The organism is Phenylobacterium sp., assembly GCF_036963605.1.
In the GTDB taxonomy this organism is placed as follows: domain Bacteria; phylum Pseudomonadota; class Alphaproteobacteria; order Caulobacterales; family Caulobacteraceae; genus Phenylobacterium.
This window is the reverse complement of sequence record NZ_JBALUY010000024.1, coordinates 20,391-41,312: the sequence shown is the minus strand read 5'-3', so window position 1 is coordinate 41,312 and position 20,922 is coordinate 20,391. Positions and strand designations below refer to the sequence as shown.

14 protein-coding genes are annotated in these 20,922 nt (G+C 68.1%); 8 read left to right on the top strand and 6 right to left on the bottom strand.

The window, feature by feature from the left end; translation table 11 throughout:
• Nucleotides 1-177: 177 nt before the first annotated feature.
• From V7702_RS06575 to V7702_RS06565, 3 genes are all read right to left on the bottom strand, one after another.
• Nucleotides 178-1,308: a glycosyltransferase family 4 protein gene (locus V7702_RS06575; RefSeq protein WP_335649338.1), complete on the bottom strand. Its 1,131-nt coding sequence runs from the start codon at nucleotides 1,306-1,308 to the stop codon at nucleotides 178-180.
• Nucleotides 1,305-4,448 (bottom strand): glycoside hydrolase family 99-like domain-containing protein, encoded by a 3,144-nt coding sequence (locus V7702_RS06570; protein WP_335649337.1) that lies wholly within the window; start codon nucleotides 4,446-4,448, stop codon nucleotides 1,305-1,307. Before V7702_RS06570 ends, V7702_RS06575 begins: the two co-directional genes overlap by 4 nt.
• A gap of 86 nt (nucleotides 4,449-4,534) precedes the next feature.
• Nucleotides 4,535-5,584 carry a sulfotransferase family protein gene (locus tag V7702_RS06565; RefSeq protein ID WP_335649336.1) on the bottom strand — a complete coding sequence of 350 codons (1,050 nt, stop codon included), beginning with the start codon at nucleotides 5,582-5,584 and terminating at the stop codon, nucleotides 4,535-4,537.
• A gap of 110 nt (nucleotides 5,585-5,694) precedes the next feature.
• Between V7702_RS06565 and V7702_RS06560 the strand changes: the two genes are divergently transcribed.
• Genes V7702_RS06560 through V7702_RS06550 form a run of 3 tightly spaced genes read left to right on the top strand, consistent with a single transcriptional unit; the run spans nucleotide 5,695 to nucleotide 9,985 of the window.
• Nucleotides 5,695-7,692: a hypothetical protein gene (locus tag V7702_RS06560; RefSeq protein ID WP_335649335.1), complete on the top strand. Its 1,998-nt coding sequence runs from the start codon at nucleotides 5,695-5,697 to the stop codon at nucleotides 7,690-7,692.
• Nucleotides 7,689-8,729, top strand: coding sequence for a hypothetical protein (locus tag V7702_RS06555; RefSeq protein WP_335649334.1), 1,041 nt, complete (start codon nucleotides 7,689-7,691; stop codon nucleotides 8,727-8,729). Before V7702_RS06560 ends, V7702_RS06555 begins: the two co-directional genes overlap by 4 nt.
• Nucleotides 8,726-9,985, top strand: a complete 1,260-nt coding sequence (locus tag V7702_RS06550) for a hypothetical protein (RefSeq protein ID WP_335649333.1) — start codon at nucleotides 8,726-8,728, stop codon at nucleotides 9,983-9,985. The genes V7702_RS06555 and V7702_RS06550 overlap by 4 nt, the downstream gene beginning before the upstream one ends.
• A gap of 12 nt (nucleotides 9,986-9,997) precedes the next feature.
• On the opposite strand, the gene V7702_RS06545 is transcribed toward V7702_RS06550, so the two are convergent.
• Nucleotides 9,998-10,759, bottom strand: coding sequence for a DUF6270 domain-containing protein (locus V7702_RS06545; protein WP_335649332.1), 762 nt, complete (start codon nucleotides 10,757-10,759; stop codon nucleotides 9,998-10,000).
• Between the two features lie 150 nt (nucleotides 10,760-10,909).
• Between V7702_RS06545 and V7702_RS06540 the strand changes: the two genes are divergently transcribed.
• From V7702_RS06540 to V7702_RS06525, 4 genes are all read left to right on the top strand, one after another.
• Nucleotides 10,910-12,637, top strand: coding sequence for a type I secretion system permease/ATPase (locus tag V7702_RS06540; protein WP_335649331.1), 1,728 nt, complete (start codon nucleotides 10,910-10,912; stop codon nucleotides 12,635-12,637).
• Nucleotides 12,634-14,019: an HlyD family type I secretion periplasmic adaptor subunit gene (locus tag V7702_RS06535; RefSeq protein WP_335649330.1), complete on the top strand. Its 1,386-nt coding sequence runs from the start codon at nucleotides 12,634-12,636 to the stop codon at nucleotides 14,017-14,019. Before V7702_RS06540 ends, V7702_RS06535 begins: the two co-directional genes overlap by 4 nt.
• Nucleotides 14,020-14,251: 232 nt before the next feature.
• Nucleotides 14,252-16,114: a calcium-binding protein gene (locus V7702_RS06530; RefSeq protein WP_335649329.1), complete on the top strand. Its 1,863-nt coding sequence runs from the start codon at nucleotides 14,252-14,254 to the stop codon at nucleotides 16,112-16,114.
• Between the two features lie 128 nt (nucleotides 16,115-16,242).
• A complete protein-coding gene (locus V7702_RS06525; protein ID WP_335649328.1) occupies nucleotides 16,243-17,934 on the top strand; it encodes a glycosyltransferase family 4 protein in 1,692 nt (563 codons plus the stop codon).
• 233 nt (nucleotides 17,935-18,167) lie between these two features.
• Here the strand turns inward: V7702_RS06525 and V7702_RS06520 are convergent, their stop codons facing one another.
• Together V7702_RS06520 and V7702_RS06515 are read right to left on the bottom strand one after the other, a co-directional pair.
• Nucleotides 18,168-19,136 (bottom strand): M23 family metallopeptidase, encoded by a 969-nt coding sequence (locus V7702_RS06520; protein ID WP_335649327.1) that lies wholly within the window; start codon nucleotides 19,134-19,136, stop codon nucleotides 18,168-18,170.
• Between the two features lie 110 nt (nucleotides 19,137-19,246).
• Nucleotides 19,247-19,987, bottom strand: a complete 741-nt coding sequence (locus tag V7702_RS06515) for a sulfotransferase family protein (RefSeq protein WP_335649326.1) — start codon at nucleotides 19,985-19,987, stop codon at nucleotides 19,247-19,249.
• A gap of 146 nt (nucleotides 19,988-20,133) precedes the next feature.
• Between V7702_RS06515 and V7702_RS06510 the strand changes: the two genes are divergently transcribed.
• Nucleotides 20,134-20,901, top strand: a complete 768-nt coding sequence (locus V7702_RS06510; protein WP_335649325.1) for a cephalosporin hydroxylase family protein — start codon at nucleotides 20,134-20,136, stop codon at nucleotides 20,899-20,901.
• The last annotated feature ends 21 nt before the right edge of the window (nucleotides 20,902-20,922 follow it).

Genomic DNA, 20,922 nt, shown 5'->3' with positions numbered 1-20,922 from the left:
CCTCTGGCTGGCGGCGAAGACTGGACCACGTCGGTGATCGATCGCATCCGCATCGACTTCGATGACGCCGCCGGCGGCGAGTTCCTTATCCACCAGGTGGCGATCACTGAGGCTCCGCCGGCCGATACCGCGGCCGATGAAGCGCCGCCCTTGCGACCCAGAACCTGAGTCTAGCCCTCAGCCGAGGGCCGCGGCCAGATGGTCTGCAGCGGCCAGGCCCACGGACCGCGGGCTGAGCTGGGTGCGGATGCGCCGTCGTGCCCGATCAGCTGTGGCGCGGGCGATCCGGGGCTCGCTCATCACCCGTTCGATCAGCTGGCTGGCCTGGACGACGTCGGGCTCGGCCCAGAGCTGGCCTTCACCGTGGAGGTATTGGCCGGCTTCGAGGGGGATCATCTGATGGTCGACCAGCCAGGCGGTGTCGGCGTCCATGAAGTCCATATTGCCGGACCAGCCGGTGGCCACCACCGGCGTGCCGAGCGCCATCGCTTCGGCCATGCCGCGGCCGAAGCCTTCGGACCTGTGCAGCGAGACGAAGACGTCGACGCAGCGGAACAGGTTCTTGACCTCATTGTCCGACAGCTCGCGGCTGATCATCTGGGCCCGGCCCCCCAGGGCGGCGATCCGCGCCTCCAGGGCCTTGCGCGCCGGATCGGTGGGATCGCCCCCCTTGCACTTGATGACGGCGTGCAGCGGCGCGTCCGGCCTGCGGGCCGCCAGGGCTTCGAAGGCTTCCAGCACCGCCATCGGGTTCTTGCGCGCGGCATAGGAGGAGAAGTCGAAGGCGAACATCACCACGAAGGCGTGTTCGGGGATGTCGAACCATCGCCGCCCGAGGAAGGCTGACAGCTTCATCTCCACCGCCAGGGGCACACAGGCGACGGGGCGGCCGGTGGCGCGGGCCAGGGCGTCCTGAACGAAGCGCGAGGGCGCCCAGATCCCATCGAACGCAGCCAGTTTTTCCGCCCAGACGGCGGGATAGTCCGAAAGCTCCCAGGCCGGGAAGATGATGTTGCGCGCCGAGGAAAACCCGGTCCGGTCGACGCGCGCCATCACCTCGTCCAGCTCGTTGGCGTTGACGCAGAAGAGATTGAGGGCCGGAGAGAGGCTGCGGGTGACATCGGCGCCGAATGCGCGCTCCAGGTCCGGGTCGCGGCCCCGGTCCAGGCCATAGACGTCGATCAGCTGGGGCTTCAGCCCCACGGCGCGCAGGGCGCGGACGGTGGAGCGCAGGTGCTCGCCCATGCCGATCGGGGCGAACGGGTGGCCGACCACCACCAGGTCCTGCGGCAGGGCGTCCGGCCTCATGTCTCAGGGTCCAGCAGGTCGGCCTCGGCGGCGTTTTTCAGGGCCTCCAGCCAGCCGTGGCCGAAGCGGACGTCGGGCTCCAGATGGGCGCCCTCGGCCCACTCGTTCCAGGCGTTGACGAAGACGATCCGCTCGTCGCCGAAATTCTGCCGCCGCGTCTCGGCCATCATGGCCTCCGTCCAGGCCTGGAAGGCGCCGGGACTGGCATAGTGGAAGACATAGGACTGGTCCTGGCGTCGCGGAGTGTTGTCCCAAGAGGGCGCGACGCCCCGGAAGCGCCGTGAGGCCGGCGTCGGCGCGGCCATGTAGCGGCGCACCAGTTCGCGATAGTCGCTGACCACGCCCTCATAGGCGCGGTTGTGCAGCGGTCCTGGCGGGCTGATCGGCTGGGCCGCGCCCATGGGGGGGAACTCTATGGCGGCGTCGAAGCCGATGGCGGTGGGATCGGGATAGGTCCCGGCCACGTCGAAGGTCTCCACCATGGCCAGATAGATCTCGCCCAGGCCCAGGGACCGCGCCGTCGCCCGCCAGGTCTCGGTCCAGGCGGCGGGATCGGGCAGCAGGCCGGGTCGATAGATGACCAGCAGGGGCCGGCCTTCGATGCGGATATAGTTGGCTCGCGCCAACAGCGGCGCCATGTCGGTGATCAGGGCGGCGGCGTCGGCCTCGTCATAGGTCTGGGCCAGCAGGACGTCCCGTTCCTGGCCGTCCCAGGTGCGGGTCCAGTTCTCGTTGGCCCAGCAGACGCAGAACGGGAAGTCCGGCGCGTCCGGCGCCGTGAGGTGTTCCAGCGGCGTCTCCAGCACCCGCCGGCCGCCGGAGAACCAGTAGTAGTAGAAGCAGAAGCCCCCCAGGGCATAGCGCTCGGCCAGGGCCGCCTGGCGCTTCAGCGCCTCGGGCCGGGCGAGGTCATAGAAGCCGAGGTCGGCCGGCAGGTGAGGCTGGTAGTGGCCGCGATAATTGGGCAGGGCGCGGCTGACATTGGTCCATTCGGTGAAGCCCGCGCCCCACCATCGGTCGTTCTCCGGGATCGCGTGGAACTGGGGCAGGTGGAAGGCGATCGTCCGCACCCGGTTCAACCGCTCCAGGATCTCGCCCCAGCGGGCGACGAAGGTCTGCTGGTTGGCGCTGGCGAGTCGGTGCTTGTAGCCCGCATCGATGGAATTGGCCGTGATGCTGAGGTGGTGGATGATCTCGGCGGCGGGTTCGTAGATGATTTTCAGGCCGCGGTCGCGCAGGCGGAAACAGAGGTCGGCGTCCTCGCAATAGGCCGGCGCATAGATGAGGTCGAAGCCGCCCAGCGCCTCGAAATCGGCGCGGCGCACAGCCAGGCAAGCGCCAGACGCGTAGTCCACCTCGCGCCGCACGTTCCAGCGGGGCAGGTCCGGGTCCTGGAACAGGCCGATCATCTCGCTCGAGCCGTCGAGATTGATCCGCGCGCCGGCCTCCTGCAGCCGGCCGTCCGGGAACAGCATCTTGGGCGCCACGGCGCCGATGGCGGGATCGTCGAGGGCGGCCGCCAGGGGGGCGAGCCAACCCTTGCGGACCTGAACATCGTTGTTGAGGAAGACCAGAATCTCGCCTCGGGCCTCGGCGGCGGCCCGGTTGCAGGTGCGGATAAAGCCGAGGTTCTCGCCGTTGCGGATCACCCGCAAGCCGGTCACCTGCTCCAGCGTCTCGACGCCCGGCTCGGTAGAGGCGTCGTCGATCACCAGGACCTCGGCCTTATCCAGACCGCCGGCCTCGCTCACGGCCTGCAGGCACTCCAGGGTGAAGCGCAGATTGTTGAAGGCCGGGATGATCAGGCTGATCTTCGGCTGCTCCGGGGTCGGCAGGACAATGCGCCGCGCCGCCTTGGCCAGGTCTCCCCGGATCGAGACCATGGGCGGCGGGGTCGGCGTGAAGGCCTCGATCCTCTGAGCCTGGATGTCGCGCCAGCTCTGCGCCAGTTCCGCATAGGCCTGCAGATCGTAGGCGCCCGGGTCCTTGCGGCGGCTGGCGTTGCGTAACTGGTCGAACAGGGCGGATGCCCCCTGGGCGCCGGTTCCGCCGAGAGGCTCGGGCCGCGCGCCGCTGGTCCGCGCCCAGTGCTCCAGTCCGCTATAGGGCGTGCCGACGGCCTCGGGATTGGCCAGCAGATAGGCCGCCTCGTCAAAATCCGGCGCTGGCCAGAGGCCCTCGAACGCGCCGCGGGTGAGATAGTCGCTCAGGGGATCGCCGGCCTCGGGGTCCCGGCTCCCATCCTGCTGGGCGTAGTAGGCCGAATCGAAGTGGGGGCTCGGATTGCGATGCTCCCGCGCGCCAAAGCGCACGAAGTGGGCCAGGGGATTGAAGCCCGGGGGGCGCAGGTCCCGATAGCGCTCGGCGTACCAGGCGCCGTCGAACAGGGGGTGGGGATCGCGGCCCTGGTCGGCCCCGCCTGAGACGTAGTCCAGCAGGGGCGGCAGGCCCTGGGCAGCCACCTCCGGATAGCGCTCCAGGTACCAGTCGTTGGCAAAGAGAGGATGGGGGTCCAGGCCCTGGCGCCAGCCCTCCCGCAGATAGTGGACCAGCGGATTCTCGCCGGTCAGGGCGACGGCCTCGCACTGGCCCACATAGTGGCGCAGGCTGAACAGCGGGTGGGGATCAAGGCCAAGGCCGGCGCCCGCGAACAGGAAGTGCTGCAGCACGGTGAGGCCGCTGGCCTCCAGGGCGCGGCCATTGCGCAGGCGGTAGTCGCTCACATTCACCAGGGGATGCGGATCGCAGGCCGCGGCGTCCCCCAGGACGAGATAGTGGGCCAGCGGGGCCCAGCGGGAGCCGGCGAGGTCTGGCCGGCGCTCAAGATAGGCGGCCTGGTCGAACAGGGCGCGCGGCTGCGCCGAAGGATCGGGACCGGCCCGCACATAGCCGATCAGGTTTTCCGCCAGGGCGGGATCGCGGCCCAGGCCCGCTGTCAGCCCCTGATCCCAAACCCCCGACATGCGGATGAGAAGCGCCCGGCCTGGCCATTTTCCACGGGCGAGCGCCGTCGCAAAGCGTGAGGCCAGTCGTGGGGCCAGGGGCGCCTTGGTCCGATCGGCGGCGATCCGGCGATAGCGCCGCCAGCGCTCGGCGGCGACCGCGCTGGCCTGCAGCCGCGCCCGGCGGCGGCGCGCCATGAGCTCAGTGGCCGCCTGGATCGGCGGGGGCGGCTCGGAAGGGGGCTTTAGGTCTGGCACGGCCGATCAGCGGCGTATCTTGCGGCTCATAGGTCGCCGAGGGCTTCGGAGAGGATGTCGTCGACCGCCTGCTCGATGGCCTGGAGGTCGTTCAGCTGCCGCTCCAAGGCCGCGCCGCGGGTCTGTTCGAAGGCGGCGAACTGGCGGGCTTCCAGCGCCTCGATCCGCGCCAGATCCAGGGCCGACGTGACCGGTGAGACAAAGACGCCCATGGCGGCTCTGAGCTCGCCCAGCGCGTGGGCCGCCGTGCGCAGCACGTCGGGATCGCCCCGCTCGTCCCGGGCCGCGGCGGCGAACCAGTCATAGACCTGCGCGGCCAAGGCCCCGACCAGGGGAACGGCTGCCAGGTCCTGGTCCGCCGCATTGTGGCGCAGGTCGCCGGTGAGGAAGTCGTCGATGGCCGCGCCGGCGGCGTCGTCCAGGCCAGGCAGGGTGGCCCCGTGGGCGGCTTCGATGCGGGCGGCCTGGCTGCGCCAGTCGGTCAGGAGGCCGTCATAGGGGATGAAGGCGCGGGGGATGTCGCGACTGTGGGCCTCGGCCGCCAGCATGTAGCTCGTCCAGAGCAGCACCGACTTCTCCACGGGAAAGCCGTTTCGCTTGGCCAGCGAGCCGGCCACCTCCAGGGGGTGGCGCACGGGGATCACCGCCCGCAGGGGGTAGTCGAGCTCGCTGAGCGCGGTGCGCCAGAGAGGCGCCAGGACGCTGACCCGGGGATCCTTCATCAGCGGATAGGCGGCGCCGGCGAATTCCTCCTCGAACAGATCGGTCGCCCGGGTGATCCAGCGGCGTTCTTCCCGTGGTTCCACGGGCCGGTAGGGGAAGGTGAACGGGTCGTCCCAGGCGCCGCCGCCCGCCCTGAGGCGCTGGTCATTGAAAATGGCGATGCGCCAGGGCTCAAAGTAGCCCTTGGCGTTGTGTTCGTCCCCCGGCATCACGTTTTCCGGCAGGGTGGCGCCGGAGAGAGCCAGGACCTGGGTTGCGGCCGAGGTGCCCGAGCGATGCATGCCCAGCACGAGATAAGCCGCCCGGTCGCGGGCGGAGGGGGCCTGGCTGGTCTGGCTGTTGGCGCGGGTCACACAAGTTGCTGTATGGCTGTGCGGGCCCGGCCGCAAGGCGCGAACGCCGTGGTTGATCACTACGCCCATCTGTTGCACACAGCCCTCCGGCCTCGGACAGGGAGCCCCGCATGGCCGCCGTGGCCACAGAAGACTTTGCTTTCGCCCTGGTTTGCACGGCGCTCGATCCCGATTTCTATCGGCGCGCCTACCCCGATATCGACCAGGCGGGCGTCGATCCGTTCGCCCACTATGCCGAGGCCGGCTGGCGCGAGGGTCGTGACCCCGCGCCCTGGTTCTCGACCGCTGACTATCTGAATGACAATCCCGATGTCGCCATGCTCGACGTCAATCCGCTGGCCCACTATCTGCGGGTCGGCGCCAGCGAGGGCCGCGAGGCGAAACCCTCCTCGCTACGTCGCGCCGATTTCAGTCGGAGGCCCGCCGAAAGCCCTCGGGCCGCCTGGCGCTACGACCCGCCGCCGCCGCCGCAACCCGTCGCCGCGCCCGTCGCCGCACAGATCGTCGCGGCGTCGACCGAGCCTGCACAAACCACAGAGGCGCAGCGGGCATTGGCCGCCGGCGCCTTCGACGCCCGCTTCTATCTGGCCGAAAACCCTGATGTCGCCCAGACGGGCGGGGACGCCCTGAACCACTTCCTGGTCGCAGGCTGGCGCGAGGGGCGAGATCCGGCGCCATGGTTCTCCGTCGCGGACTATCAGGAGCTCAATCCCGATGTGGCGGCGTCGGGAATGAATCCCTTCGTCCACTATCTTCAGGCGGGACGGGTCGAAGGCCGGCTGGCCCGGCTGGACCTCGGCTTCCGCCACAAGATCATCGCAGGCCTGCAGCCCCTCAAGGCGCGGTTCGAAGCCCTCGCCGCTCACGACCGTCCCATCCCGGCAAGCAACGCAGAGGCGCTTTCGCAGGCCTTCGCCCGCTCCCGTTCGGGCTTGGCCGATCTGCATGTCACCGTCAGCCATGATGACTATTCGACCAACCTCGGCGGCGTGCAGCTGTGTATCCAGCGAGAGGCCTCAGCCGCGGCGGCGAGCGGTCGCGACCACCTCCATCTCTACCCCCTCAATTCCCGTCCCATGCTGCGCGCCGCCGGCGATGACCAGCCGGTCGGCGTCCTGTGGAATGGCGCGCCGGTGGGCGCCTTTGCGATCGGGACCCTCACCGAGGCGCTGAAGGCGCAACTGGACGGAGTCGAGCCTGGACGGCGCAGCCTGGCCATCCATAGCCTGCTCGGCCACCGGGTCGACGACGTCCTGGCCGTCGCCGGGGCGATGGCGCTGACGGAGGGCTGGTTCTGGGTGCACGATTTCGCCAGCGCCTGTGTGAGCTATCACCTCCTGCGAAATGACGTTTCAGACTGCGGCGCCCCGCCGCCCGGCAGCGCAGCCTGCGGCGTCTGCCTCTACGGGGAGGCCCGGGCCTTCCACATGGATGAGCATCGCCGCCTGTTCGCAGCCCTGGATCTCTCGGTGGCCGCGCCCAGTCAGTCGGCCCTGGACACCTGGCGTCGCGGAACGGGCCTTGCGCCCAGTCGGGTCGTGGTCGCGCCCCTCGCCCAGCTAACGCCACGGCAGGCAGAGCCAGCGGTCCGGTCGCGCGCCCGCCAACCCTTTCGGCTGGCCTTGCCAGGGTTGCCCAGCACGCTAAAGGGTTGGCCGGTCTTTCGCGAGCTCGTCCTCAGGTTCGCCGAGGATCCTCGCTACGAGTTTCTCCATCTTGCCCGGGACCCAAGCGGGGGCCTCCCCTTAAGCTTCCACCCTGTGACGGTGAGCGAGGCCCAGCCCAGGGCCATGCAGGAGGCGCTGGAATCGCTGGGGGTCGATGCGGTGATGATCTGGTCCCTGTGCCGGGAGACCTTCTCCTTCACCACCCACGAGGCCGCCGCCGCCGGCGCGGCGATCCTGACCGGCCCCGACAGCGGCAATGTGGCCGCCTTTGTCGAGGCGACGGGGCAGGGGCGCGTGCTCGGAAACGAGGCCGCCTTGTTTGAGATGTTCGAAACCGGCGCCGTGCTCGACCTCCGCCGGTCGGCGCGCAGGCCCGTCCTTTATGATCTCAGCTATAGCCGCCTGACCATCGACCTTCTGGACGGGGAGGCGGCTCAATGAAGGTGCTCTGCTATTCCAGCTTCACCTTCTCCTATCTGAACCGGGCCCGGGTGCTATTTTCGACCCTCCGGCGGTTCCACCCCGACTGGGAGCTGGTGGCCCTGATCACCGATGAGCCGCCCGCCGGCTTTGACTTCGATCCGGCCCACGAGCCCTTCGACCGGGTCGTCTGGGCGCAGGACCTGGGCATCGACAATTTCCGGAACTGGCTGTTCCGCCATGACGTGGTCGAGGTTTGCACGGCGGTGAAGGGGCCCTTCATCCACCAGGCCTGCAGCCAGGCCGACATCGCCATCTATCTTGATCCGGACACCGCCCTGCTGGCGCCGCTCGATCCGCTCATCGACTGGCTGCAGACCGACGAAATCCTGCTGACGCCGCACCTCATCGATCCGAACACGGAGCGCACCGCGATTCTCGACAACGACCTGTCGGCCTCGCGCACGGGCATCTTCAATCTCGGCTTCGTGGCCATCCGCACCAAGGGCGAGGGCGCCCGCTTCGCCAAATGGTGGAACGATCGCCTGCTCGAATACTGCTATGACGACATGCCTCGCGGCCTGTTCGTTGATCAGCGGTGGTGCGATCACGTCCCGGCCCTGTTCGACAAGGTGAAGGTGGTCCGCGACCCGGGTTACAATGTCGCGAGCTGGAACCTCTCCCAGCGCAGGGTCGCCATCGGCAAGGACGGGGCCATCACCGTCAACGGCGCGCCGCTGCGCTTCTGGCACTTCACCAAGCTGGGGCCGACGGGCGACCTGATGACCAAGAAGTACGCCGGCGACAACTTCGAGGTCTATGAGATCTGGAACTGGTACAAGCGCCAGGTGGCGGCCGCGACCGATCCTGCCATACCGGCCCGCTACTGGGCCTATGAGGCCTATTCGGACGGCACGCCGATCGACAAGAGCCACCGGGTGCTCTGGCGGGAGAGCCCCGACCTGCAGGCTGCGTTCGAAGATCCCTTCGCGGCCGGACCAGGGTCCTACCTGGCCTGGCTGATCGCTGAAGGTCGCGCCCGGGGGAGCGCTGCATGACCCAGTCCGCATCTGACCCTGCTGCGCCGGCCGTTGAACCTGTGGCGCAGCACCACGTCCATCCCTTGGTCGCCAAGGCCCGGCAGGTCGTCGAGCGGCAGGATCGCCTGGCAGATCAGCTGCGCCGGACCGAAGATGATCTGCACCGGACGGAGGTCGATCTTGCCTTGACGCGCTCGCGCCTGACGCTGGCCCTGGATCGCGCCTTGGGCGGCAGAGCCAGGGCTGAGGCGGACGGGCGCGCGGCCTTGATCGCCGCTCACCGCCGGGCCGCCGTCCGACGGCCGCGACGCCACAACCGGATTTCACGGCGGATCGATAGCCTTCTTCTGCGGCTGAGTGTGCCTGGGCGCGCGGCGATGATCGCGCGATCCGGTCTTTGGGCCGCTCCGGCCGGGGGGGGCAGAGGACGGCTGGCGGCGCTTCGAGCCATGGTCATCTATGCCGCGCAAGGGGCGCGGCCGGGCCTTCGGCCGCCGGGAATCTTCGATCACGACGCCTATCTGGCGCGCTACCCCGATGTCGCCGCGGGCGGCGCGTCGCCGCTCGCCCACTATCTGGCCAGCGGCGGCCGGGAAGGCCGGGTCCCCCACGCCCTGTTTGATGTGGACTTCTATCTTGCCCGGCACGGGGATGCGGTGGGCGCCACGGGCCTTTCGCCTCTGGAGCACTATGTGCGGATCGGCGCCGCTGAGGGATTTGATCCTCACCCGCTGTTCTGTGGCGACTGGTACATTTCACGACGCCCTGATCTCGCCGTCTCGGGGGTCAATCCTCTGGCCCATTATCTGAGCCATGGTTGGCGCGAGGGCGTGAGCCCCCACCCGCTGTTCGACACGGACTTCTATCTGGCGCAGGCGGGGCGGGACGGTCGCGGGCAGCCGGCTCTGCTGCACTATCTGACCCAGGGCTGGCGGGAGGGGTTCAAGCCACATCCCCTGTTTGATCCGGCCTGGTACCTGGACCGATATCCTGACGTCGCCGCCGCGGGCGCCGAGCCCTTGGCGCACTTCGTCACCGCCGGCGGGTTCGAGTGTCGCGACCCCAGCGGATGGTTCTCGTCGTCGCAATATGCGTCGGCCAAGCCTGGCGGCCTGGCGCCGGAGGTCAATCCGCTGATCGACTATCTGACCGGCGGCGCCTGGGGCCTGGGCGCCGTGAAGTCGGGTTTTGCACCCGCCGCCTATCTGGCGGCTCGGCCCGAGTTGGTTGAGAGCGGCATGACGCCCCTCGAGCACTGGGCTCGCAACGCTTAGGGTCGATAGGCGTCAGGCGCCCAGCGCCGCCAGCGCGCGGCGGATGTCTTCGTAATAGGCTGGCGCGTAGTGAAAGGGGCTCAGCCCCCAGCGGTGACCCGGATCGGCCAGCCGGTTCTGTGGGGCTGCGGCGATGATCCGCGCCTGGGGCACGGCGGCCATGAAGGCCTGCTCGTAGCGCGCCAGCAGCAGATTGTGGGCTGTCAGGCTCGTCGGACGCCCCGCCCAGATGTGCGGCTCGCCCTGCAGAGCCATCTCGGCGCCATCCTTGTCTCGCTGGCGGTCGGCCCATCGGGCGGAGTGCAGGATGATCTCGGCCTGGCTCAGGACGCTGGCCTTCAGCAACAGGGCCATCTGATCCAGAGCATTGCGCCAAAGGCGATCACAGGCGTTCGAAAGGCGCGGGATTTGGCGGCGTCCGGCGAAGACCGGCGCCTCAAGCCAGCCGCCGCTCTCCAGTTCCCAGCTGTGGGTGATGATCTCCCCGCCCGGCAGGGCGAGCAGGTCGAACCGCTCGTCGATGAAATCGAAGATCAGGTGGGTCGGTCGGTGTGCGATCACCCTGGCCAACCCGCTCTTCGCCAAATCTGCCTGGACGGCCATCCTTTGGTAGCGCGTATGTTCCGCCCCCCTGGCCTCAAAGCCGGTCACCGGGTCGGACAGGAGGCTCGGCAGGCTGGTGCGCGAGACATAGAGAAGGTCCGCCGGCGCCTGGTCGCGCAGCGGCCAGAGGTCGCGGGTGATGCAACTGCCGATGACGGCTATTCTCGCCATGGGTCCTTTTCCAGAAGGCATTGACCGCGCAATAGCATGTTCGCCCCATAAGGGGGCCGCCATTGACTTGACCAGCGTCGGTCGTCATGTGTCGCGCCCTCAAGCGCTCCGATGTTGGGGGCTATGAGGCTCCGACGGACGCTCGCACGCATGAAGATACTCAACCCCTTTGCGTCGCTGCCCGACAATGTGCTGACGGGCGCGCTGAAGGAAGGCTCCCGGCCCCTGGCCTTCGCCGCCGGCTTCAGCCTGATCAGCAACCTGCTCTACCTGGCCCTGCCACTCTACACTTTCCAGATCTATGGGCGGGTGCTGTCCAGCCACAGCATCTCGACCTTGATCGTGCTGACCGTGGGCACGCTGCTGGTGTTCCTGATCTCCGGCGTCATCGACGAATTGCGGACGCGGGTGCTGATCAACTACGGGATCATGCTCGATCAGCGGGTCTCCAGCCACGTCTTCGCCGCCCTGTTCGAAGCCGAAACCAAGGGCCAGGGCCAGACCCGATCCCAGGCCTTGCGCGATCTCGACGCCTTTCGCCAGATTCTGACGGGCTCGGTCTTCTCGGCCATTTTCGACCTGCCCTGGATGCCGCTCTTCATCGGCATCCTGTTCGTCATTGACCCCCTGGTGGGAGCGATCACGCTCGTGGGGGCCGCGGCCCTGTTCGGCCTGGCCATGCTGCAGGACCGTCTGTCGCGTCCGCCGCTGCAGGAGGCCAATGAGGCGAGCCTCAGGGCCTACGCCTTCACCGAGGCGGGCCTGCGCAACGGCGAGGTGGTGCGCGCCATGGGCATGCTGGGCGCGCTCGGCGCCCGCTGGTCGGCCTTCCGCGGCCGGGCCATCGAGCGGAGCGCCTGGGCCTCGCAGCGCTCCAGCGTGGTGGGCAACACCACCAAGTTCACCCGCATGCTGATCCAGATCCTGGTGATCGGGGTCGGGGCCTATCTGGTGGTGGTGGGCGCCATCCCGCCGGCCATGCTGTTCGCCAACATGATTCTGGCGAGCCGCGCCCTGCAGCCCATCGAGAAGGTGGTCGGCGCCTGGGACGGCATCGTCAATGGCGGCCGGGCCTATGACCGGCTGAACACCCTGCTGAACAACTACAAGCCGACGGCGCCGGCCACCTCCCTGCCGCGGCCGCTCGGCCAGCTGAGCATCGAGGCGGTGAACTTCGCGCCGCAGGGCGCCGAGCGCTACGTGCTCCAGGGACTGAACTTCAAGATCGAGCCCGGCGAGATGCTGGGGATCATCGGCCCTTCCGGGGCGGGAAAGTCCACCCTGGCCCGGCTGATCGTCGGAGTCTGGCGACCGGTGAACGGCCATGTGCGCCTGGACGGCGCCGACGTCTTCGCCTGGAACCGGACCGAATTCGGCCTTCATGTGGGCTATCTCCCGCAGGACACCGAGCTGTTCGCGGGCACCCTGCGCGACAACATCGCCCGCTTCCGCGCCGATGTGACCGATCAGGCGGTGGTCGACGCCGCCACCCAGGCCAATGTGCATGAGATGATCCTGCGGTTGCCCAAGGGCTATGAGACCGAACTGACCGACGGCGGCTACATACTCTCGGCGGGCCAGCGGCAGAGGGTGGGCCTGGCCCGCGCCCTGCTGGGCGAACCGCGCCTCCTCGTCCTGGACGAGCCGAACGCCAGCCTGGACGCCGAGGGCGAAAACGCCCTCATGCAGGCCATCGACGCCCAGCGGGCCAAGGGCACGACGGTGGTGGTGGTGTCGCATAAGCCGAGCATCCTGCGCTCAGCCGACAAGATGCTGGTCCTGCGCGAGGGCCGCATGGAGCTGTTTGGCCCGCGGGAGGCCGTCATGGCGCGGGTCACTCAGCCGACCGCCGTTCGTCCCGTCGAGGCCAGTCAATGAAGTTCGACCTCGGTCCGCTCAAGCCGGTGCTCGGTCCTATCCGCCCCCTCGACACCCGGTTCGACGTCGGTGAGCCCGAGCCGAACCGCGACCTGGAAAAGCGCCTCTGGCGGCCGGTGCTGGTCGGCTGCGTGGTCATCGGTGTTTTCGTCTTCGGCATGCTCATCTGGGCGGGCTTCACCCAAATCAGCGCCGCCGTGGTGGCGCCGGCCGAGGTGCGGGTGGAATCCAGCCGCAAGACCCTGCGCCATCGCGAAGGGGGCGTAGTCTCCCAGATTCTGGTGCGGGAAGGCGAGCGCGTGCGCGCCAACCAGCCCCTGATCCGCTTTGACGCCGTCCAGTCGGACGCCGCCGTCGATGTGCTGCAGAATCAGTATGACGCCATCCTGGCCCAGAGCGCCCGCTTCAGCGCCGAAACGGCCGGGCGTCAGACGCTCGATCTGCCGCAGGAGCTGACCGGCCGGATGAGCGACCCGCGTGTCGCCGGCCTGATCCGCGATCAGCAACTGCTGTTCAGCACCCGCCTGCAGTTCTTCGTCAGCCAGCAGGGCGTACTGGAACAGCGGGTCGACCAACTGGCGACCCAGATGGTCGGGGTTCAGGCGCAGCTGGATTCCATCGACGAACAGATCGGCTTCACCCGCGAGGAGCTGGCCGGCTATCAGACCCTTTACGAAAAGGGCTATGCCCCCAAGACCCTGATCCTGCGCTATGAGCGCAGCCTGGCGGAGCTTGGCGGACGTCGCGGCGCGCTCACCTCTGAGCTTAATCGCCTGCGCCAGGCCCAGGGGGAGGCGCGGCTCCAGCTCACCACCCTTCGCAACCAGCGCATCAGCGAGGCCGCCGAAGGCCTGCGCCAGATGCAGAGCCAGCTTTCCGACGTCGGTCCCCGCCTCACCGCAGCCACCCAGATTCTGGAGCGCACCACGGTCCGCTCGCCGGTGGACGGCTATGTGCTGAATCTCACCCAGTTCACCGTCGGCGGCGTGGTCGCGCCGGGCGAGCTGCTGATGGACATCGTGCCGGCTGACGCGCCGCTGATCGTCCATGCCCGCGTCCAGCCCACGGACGTCGACAGCGTCACCGTCGGCCAGGAGGCGCGGGTAGAGATTTCGGCCTTCGCCTCGCGCAAGATTCCGCCGATGGACGCTGTCGTCACCAGCCTGTCGGCCGACCGCCTGGTGGATCAGCAGACCGGTGTCGCCTATTTCCTGGCCGAGCTGCGCATCGATCCCGCCGCCCTGGCCAAGTTGCCACGCAATGTGGAGCTGGCGCCGGGCATGCCGGCCCAGGCGATGATCGTCACCGGACGGCGGTCAATCCTGTCCTATATTCTCGATCCGCTGACCGACACCTTCGATAGCGCCCTGCGGGAAGAGTAGAGCAAGGTCCATCCGAGTCCCGGCGGGCAGGTCACACTTGTACGCGACCCGCGGCCCGTAAGGCTTTTTGATATTGCGTATCGACGAAGCATCCGATACCCATTCCTCGGGCTCGTTTTAACCTTCGCCACGTCCATGTGTAATGGCGCGGGGAGGGACCGCCAGGACCGCTCCATCCGCGGGATGGTGGCCAGGCGTTCTGGGGTCCACGTGACACTGACTGGAGAGAAGCATGGCTAACTACACATTTGAGACCATTACGGCGCAGCAGGCGCTGGACTATCAAGCCGGCACTGACTCGCTGGCGTTCGCGCCGGGCACCAACGCCTCCGCGATCACGGTCTTCTACGTTCCCGCCGCGGGCGCCGATCCGGCGCGTGTGAGCATCACCGTCAATGGCGTGACGAAAATCTTCGGCATCGGCATCTATGGCGAAGTCGAAACCACCACCACGGGCTCGATCCTGTTCATTGGCGGCAACGGCAGTGACGATCAGTCGGGCGCTTCCGGCTCGGACGGCCTGTACGGCGGTGACGGCATCGACTCCCTGGCGGGCCTTGAAGGCGCGAACTTCATCCAGGGCAATGGCGGCAACGACACGATCACGTCGGGCTCGTCGGCTGACCAACTGTACGGCGGTCAAGGCGACGACGAGATCACCGCTGGCGGTGGCAGCAACTTCGTCCACGGTAACCTGGGCGACGACACCATCACCGGTGGCAGCACCTCGGCCCAGGCCGAAACCCTGCTCGGCGGTCAAGGTGTTGACTCGATCATCGGTGGCGCTGGCGCCGACTTCATCAACGGCAACCTGGGCACCGACACCCTGGCTGGCGGCGCTGGCAACGACACCCTGCTGGGTGAAGGCGCCAACGACACCATCGGTGGCGACGCGGGCAATGACAGCATCGACGGCGGCGACGACGTCGACAGCCTCTCGGGCGGTGACGGCAACGACACCATCTGGGGCGGCGCCGGCGCTGACACCCTGCGCGGCGAAAACAACAACGACTCGCTCCAGGGCAATGCGGGCGCCGACTCCGTCAACGGCGGCGCCGGCAACGACAGCCTCTACGGCGGTCAAGACGGCGACACCATCGACGGCGACGCTGGCAACGACTGGGCCAACGGCAACCTTGGCAACGACAACATGACGGCCGGCGCGGGTAACGACACCCTGCTGGGCGGCCAAGGCAACGACACCATCGTTGGCACCTCGGGCACCAACTTCCTGAACGGTAACCTGGGCAGCGACGACATCACCGGCGGCACCGACAACGACACCATCTACGGTGAAGACGGTAACGACGATCTCGATGGCGGCGCTGGCAACGACTACATCGATGGCGGCACGGGCAACGACATTCTGGAAGCTGGCGCTGGCAATGACACTGTCATCGGCGGCGAAGGCAATGACGATGTCAACGCGGTCGGCAACGGCAACAACAGCCTGTCTGGCGGCGCCGGCACCGACTCCATCGACGGCGGCACGGGCAACGACACCCTCTCGGGTGGCGACGCCAACGACCGCTTGGTGACGGGCGACGGCACCAACACCGCCAATGGCGATGCTGGCAATGACACCATCACCGGTGGCGCCAACGAAGACACCCTCCTGGGTGGCGAAGGTGACGACCAACTGACCTCGGCGGCTGGGGCTGACTCGGTCTCGGGTGGCGTTGGTAACGACACGGTTTCGGCCGGCGCCGGCACCGACACCATCTCGGGTGGCGCTGGTGTGGACACCATCTCGGGCGGCGCGGACGCTGACACGTTCATCTTCGCTCCGGGCGACACGTCCACCGTCGCCGGTTCGGTGGATCGCATCACCGACTTCGCGACGGCCGACTTCCTGAAGATCGGCGTCGCCGGTACGACGACGAACTACGCCGAGATCAGCACGGGCACCTACACCCAGGCCCTCTCGGACGCTTCGGCTCTGATCCAGTCCGGCTCGCGCGACGTTGTCGCGGTGTCGGTTGGCGCTGATGTGTATGTCTTCGCCGACATCACCAGCTCCAACACGGTTGGCATGGCGGTCCACCTGACCACGCTCACCCTGGCTGACATCTCGGAAGCCAACATCATCGCCTAAGCGATCTTGTTCTGACCTAAGATTGGGGCCGTCCTTCGGGGCGGCCCCTTTTCTTTGGGTGAAGGCGTGAGGGACCGCCGGCAATTCAGACTTCCGGCCCGCGAGCTTTGCCGCTAGGCCAGTAGCCCATGCGCAACGCGGCCATCTATCTGCACCCTGACGGCTACCGGACGGACCGCGAGCGGCTGATGGGCCGCCACTCGGCCGGTGAGAGCTTCCTTCGGGGCTATATCCGCCACCTCGACGCGCCCTACATGGCCTTCTGGCGTCAGAGCGCCTTGACGCAGGACCAGGCCAGCGCCCTGGTGCGCGGCATCGAGCCTAATACCCGCCCTGCGCGCTGGATTCCGCCTGACGCGCGCGCAGCCCTCAGCGATCCCGGCTGTGTCTACTATCCTAGCCCGACGATCGGCCCCGAGGCCTGGCGCCGTCGCACCGTGGGTGCGGCGACCTACAGCCTCTGTGGCGTCACGCACACCACCGCCACCCACAAGGCGATTGACGCCCTGGCCGACCTGCTTGTCAGTCCGGTGGAGCCCTGGGACGGCCTGATCTGCACCTCGGCCGCCGTCCGCGCCAATGTGGAGGCCCAGCTGGACGCCGTGCGCGAAGACCTCGCGGAGCGTCTGGGCGCGACACGCATCGCCTCGCCGCAACTCGCCACCATTCCCCTGGGCGTCAACAGCGCCGATTTCGCCACTGACGCCGCGCAGCGGAAAGCCTGGCGCGAACGCCTCGATATTCCCCAGGACGCCGTGGCGGCCCTCTATGTTGGGCGGCTGAACGTACAGGCCAAGATGAACCCCGCCCTCATGGCCCAGGCCCTGGAACGCACGGCGAGCGCCACAGGCCAGACAATCTACTGGATCGTCTCCGGCTGGTCGGCCACGCCCGAGGCGTGGGCCAGCTTCCACGCCGCCACTCGGGCCTTCTGTCCCAGCATCCAGTATCGCGCGGTAGACGGCCGCCCGGCCGATACGAGGTTTTCCATCTGGTCGGCGGCCGACCTGTTCCTGTCCTTCTCCGACAACATCCAGGAGACCTTCGGGCTGACCCCGGCCGAGGCCATGGCCGCCGGTCTCCCGAGTGTGGTCACCGACTGGAACGGCTATCGCGAAACCGTCCGTCACGGCGTCGACGGCTTCCGCATCCCCACCCTGGCCCCGCGCCCGGGGCTCGGCCAGGACCTGGCCTTCAGCCACGACAATGGCTGGCTCTCCTATGACAACTATGTTGGCGCCGCAGCTCAGATGACGGCCATCGACATGGGCGCGGCCGTGGCGGCCCTGTCGGCCCTGGTGGGCGACCACGACCTGCGCCGGCGCATGGGGGAGGCGGGCCGCCGCCGGGTCGCCGCGGCCCTGGACTGGTCAGCGATCATTCCCCAATACCAGGACTTCTGGCAGGAGCTGGCCGAGCGCCGTGTCGCCGCCGGGCCGGACAAGCATCAGCCGGCCACCCCCAGCCATCCCCGTCGCCTGGATCCCTTCACCCTCTTCTCCGCCTATCCCACCGCCACGCTGGGAGCCCAGGATCGGCTGCGCCTGGGGCCGGCGGCGGCCGACTGGGCAGGCGCGCAGGTCATTCTTGACCGAGAGCTGGCCAGGGTCGGCCGCTGGGCCATGGCGACCATGGCCGAGATTGAGGCGGCCTATGGCGAGGTCGCCCGCCTGGGGGAATGTGCGGTGGCCGACCTGCTGGCGCCCTTGGGCGTCGACAACGAGCGCGCCCGGCGCCTGGAACGCAGCCTGCTGTGGCTGATCAAGTTCGATCTTCTGGCCATGGCCACGCCGCCGACCCTGGCGCCGGAGGCAGGCTGAGCCAGAGGAGGCTCGCGCCTCAGCGCGCCCAATAGAGCGGCGATCGATCCAGATTGTCAGGAAAAGCAAGAGGCCGAGCCATAGCTGGCATGGATGCTATGGCCCGGCCGATGCGACACAGCCCTGGAGAGCAAGGCTGACACCAAACTGTAGCTTAGTCCGCCGCACTGCGAAAGAGAATCTGTCGCCTTAACGACAGGTTTAGCCAAAATTCCGGCCGGGCGGCCGTCGCCTCAGAGGTCGGCCACGAAGCGCTGCTCCAGGGCGCGCTTGCCGCCCCGCTCCACCCAGTACTCCGCCGTGTAGGTTCCGGACGTCCAGCCCGCGGGCGGGGTGCGTCGGCCGGCATAGAGCATGTACTGGGCCTTGGACGCGTCCAGCGGATCAATGGTGGTCTCAGCCAGGGTCGCCCCGTCAGGTCCGGTGACCTTCAGGTGCTGGACATCACCGGCCTCCAGCCCGATGGCGCGCACATAGGCCACCAGGGCCGGGGCGTGGGCGCTGGCGGGGGGAAGGGCGGCGTCTTCGATGGACTCCATCGAAACCGCCCCGGACGAGAAGCCGGTGTTGAGCACCGCGCCGGCCTTGTAGGCCATGGCCTCGGCGACGTCGGCCGACCACAGCGCGCCTTGGGCCTCACAGGCCTCGCCGCCTGCCGGCGCGAAGGGATCGACCACCTGGCCGTCCTTGCGCAGGGTGAAGTGCAGGTGCGGATACTCCGTCTGGCCCGACAGGCCGATGCGGGCGATGGGCTGACCGGCCCGGACCTCGGCGTCCTGCGCCACGATCAGGCTGCCCTGGGCCAGATGGCAGTATTGGCTTTCCCAGCCGTCGCCGTGGTCGATGACCACGCCGTTGCCGCATTCCACGCCGTCAACGGCCGAGACGCCGGTCGTCCGCACCGAGACGTCGGCGACCCCATCGCGCAGGCGCGCCACCCGCCCCGGCGCGGCGGCCAGGACCGCGACGCCGGCCCGCTGGGCGGCCAGGTCGGGCACGCGGATATCGACGCCCTTGTGATCCTGATAGGTGCGGGCCGCGCAGGTGTAATCTCGGGCGCCGGGGCCGGGATCGCGATCCACATAGTTCTGAATTTCGCAGGTCGCGCCCAGCACGCAGTCCACCGGCAACACCAGTTCAGGCCCGAGCGGCGGGCCGTCGGCGGCCTCGCTGGGAACGCTGGGCGAACAGGCGACCAGCATGGCGAGAGCCGCAAGGGGGGCGAGTGTGGCCGGTGGAGCGGTCCACCTGCGGGAAGAGGCGAGCATGAAATCCAGCTTGGCCAAGAGCCCTGACGGAAATGTGGCGAGGGTCACCAGAATCGGATGCCGGTCAGCTCGGCCAGCTGAGCCGTGTCGGCGGCGTAGAGGCGCCGGAGCAGGGCGACATCCTCCGTCGTCAGGCTGGATGGATAGCTCATGGCCTGGCCCTCATGCACTCGCCGGGGCCGGATGGACGGCGGCGGGGCGACGTCCAGGAAGCCACTGATTCGTCGCAGCGTCGCCTCAGGGGCGGCCTCGAGGTCGTCCGAGCGCAGAATCAGCAGCTGTTCGGCCGGAAAATGCGCCAGCACCTTGGCGACCTGCTCGCCATAGAAGCCGCGCTCCACATAGCTGAACTCCCGGTGGAAGCCCCAGGGCTCGGCGTCAAACAGCCGGGCGCGGCCCTGGCGGATGCACCACTCGAAGAGGTGGACCTCCGCGCCGCGGGCGAACTCCATCTTCCAGTGAGAGAAGGCCCGCTCCACCGGATCCCGCAGCAGGATGATCAGGCGCGCCTCCGGATGATAGGCCGCGATCCGTTCAATGCTGTTCTTCCAATAGAGATAGATCGGCGTCGCCTCGCCCCAGCGGCGGCTGCGGTCGGCCAGGTGGAACCGGGCGTGATAGGCGCCGTAGTCAGGCGCGGCCCAGTCACGGCCCTCATCGTCGAAGAAGTGGACCTCCTTGACGTCGGACAGGCCGATCTGCGGATGCTCACCCAGATAGTCGAACAGGGCCGTCGTGCCGGCCTTCTGGGCCCCGATGATGATGAAATCGACCTTCGGATTCAAACCCTGCTCCTGGGCAACCGGAGGGGCGTGATACGCGCCCCATGCGGGATACGGCTTCATCGGGCCGCCGACACGCGATATGGAGGAGGCCAGAGCGCGGGCCACCTAAGCACGGTCCGCCAGAAACGGCATACAAGGTCGGGGTCTTGATCACCATCATCGACGAAGAGCGCGGCGAAGTCGTCGTCCGCGACGGCGACACTGAAACGCGCCACAGCCTCTCCACCGCCGAAGGCTTCGCCGCGGCGTCCAAGGCCTGGGTCCGGGCGACCTGGGATTCCAAGTACGTCTATTCATTCGCCTGGATGGGCCGGCCGATCATTCAGCTGCCGGAGGACATGGTCCGCCTGCAGGAAGTGATCTGGGACCTGAAGCCCGACGTGCTGGTGGAGACCGGCGTGGCCCATGGCGGGTCGCTGGTCTTCTACGCCTCCCTGTTCGAAGCCATGAACAAGGGCCGGGTGATCGGCATCGATATCGAGATCCGGCCGCACAACCGCACGGCCATCGAGGCCCATCCGATGAAGAAGCGGATCGAGCTGATCGAGGGCTCGTCCACGGCGCCCGAGGTGGTCGAACAGGTGAAGGCGCAGATCAAGCCCGGCGAGACCGTGCTGGTGGTGCTCGATTCCAACCACACCAAGGGCCATGTGCTCGACGAGCTGCGCGCCTATGCCGACATGGTGCCGGTGGGCTCCTACATCGTCGCCACCGACGGGATCATGGAGCAGGTGGTCGGCGGACCGCGCACGGCCGAGGACTGGACCTGGAACAATCCGCGCCGGGCGGTTCATGAGTTCGTGGCCGAGGACAAGCGCTTCATCATCGAAGAGCCGACCTTCCCCTTCAACGAAGGGGTGGTGAAGGAGCGGGTGACCTACTGGCCCGACGCCTTCGTCAAGCGGATCGCCTGAGCCGCAGGCAGGGGGGAGGTA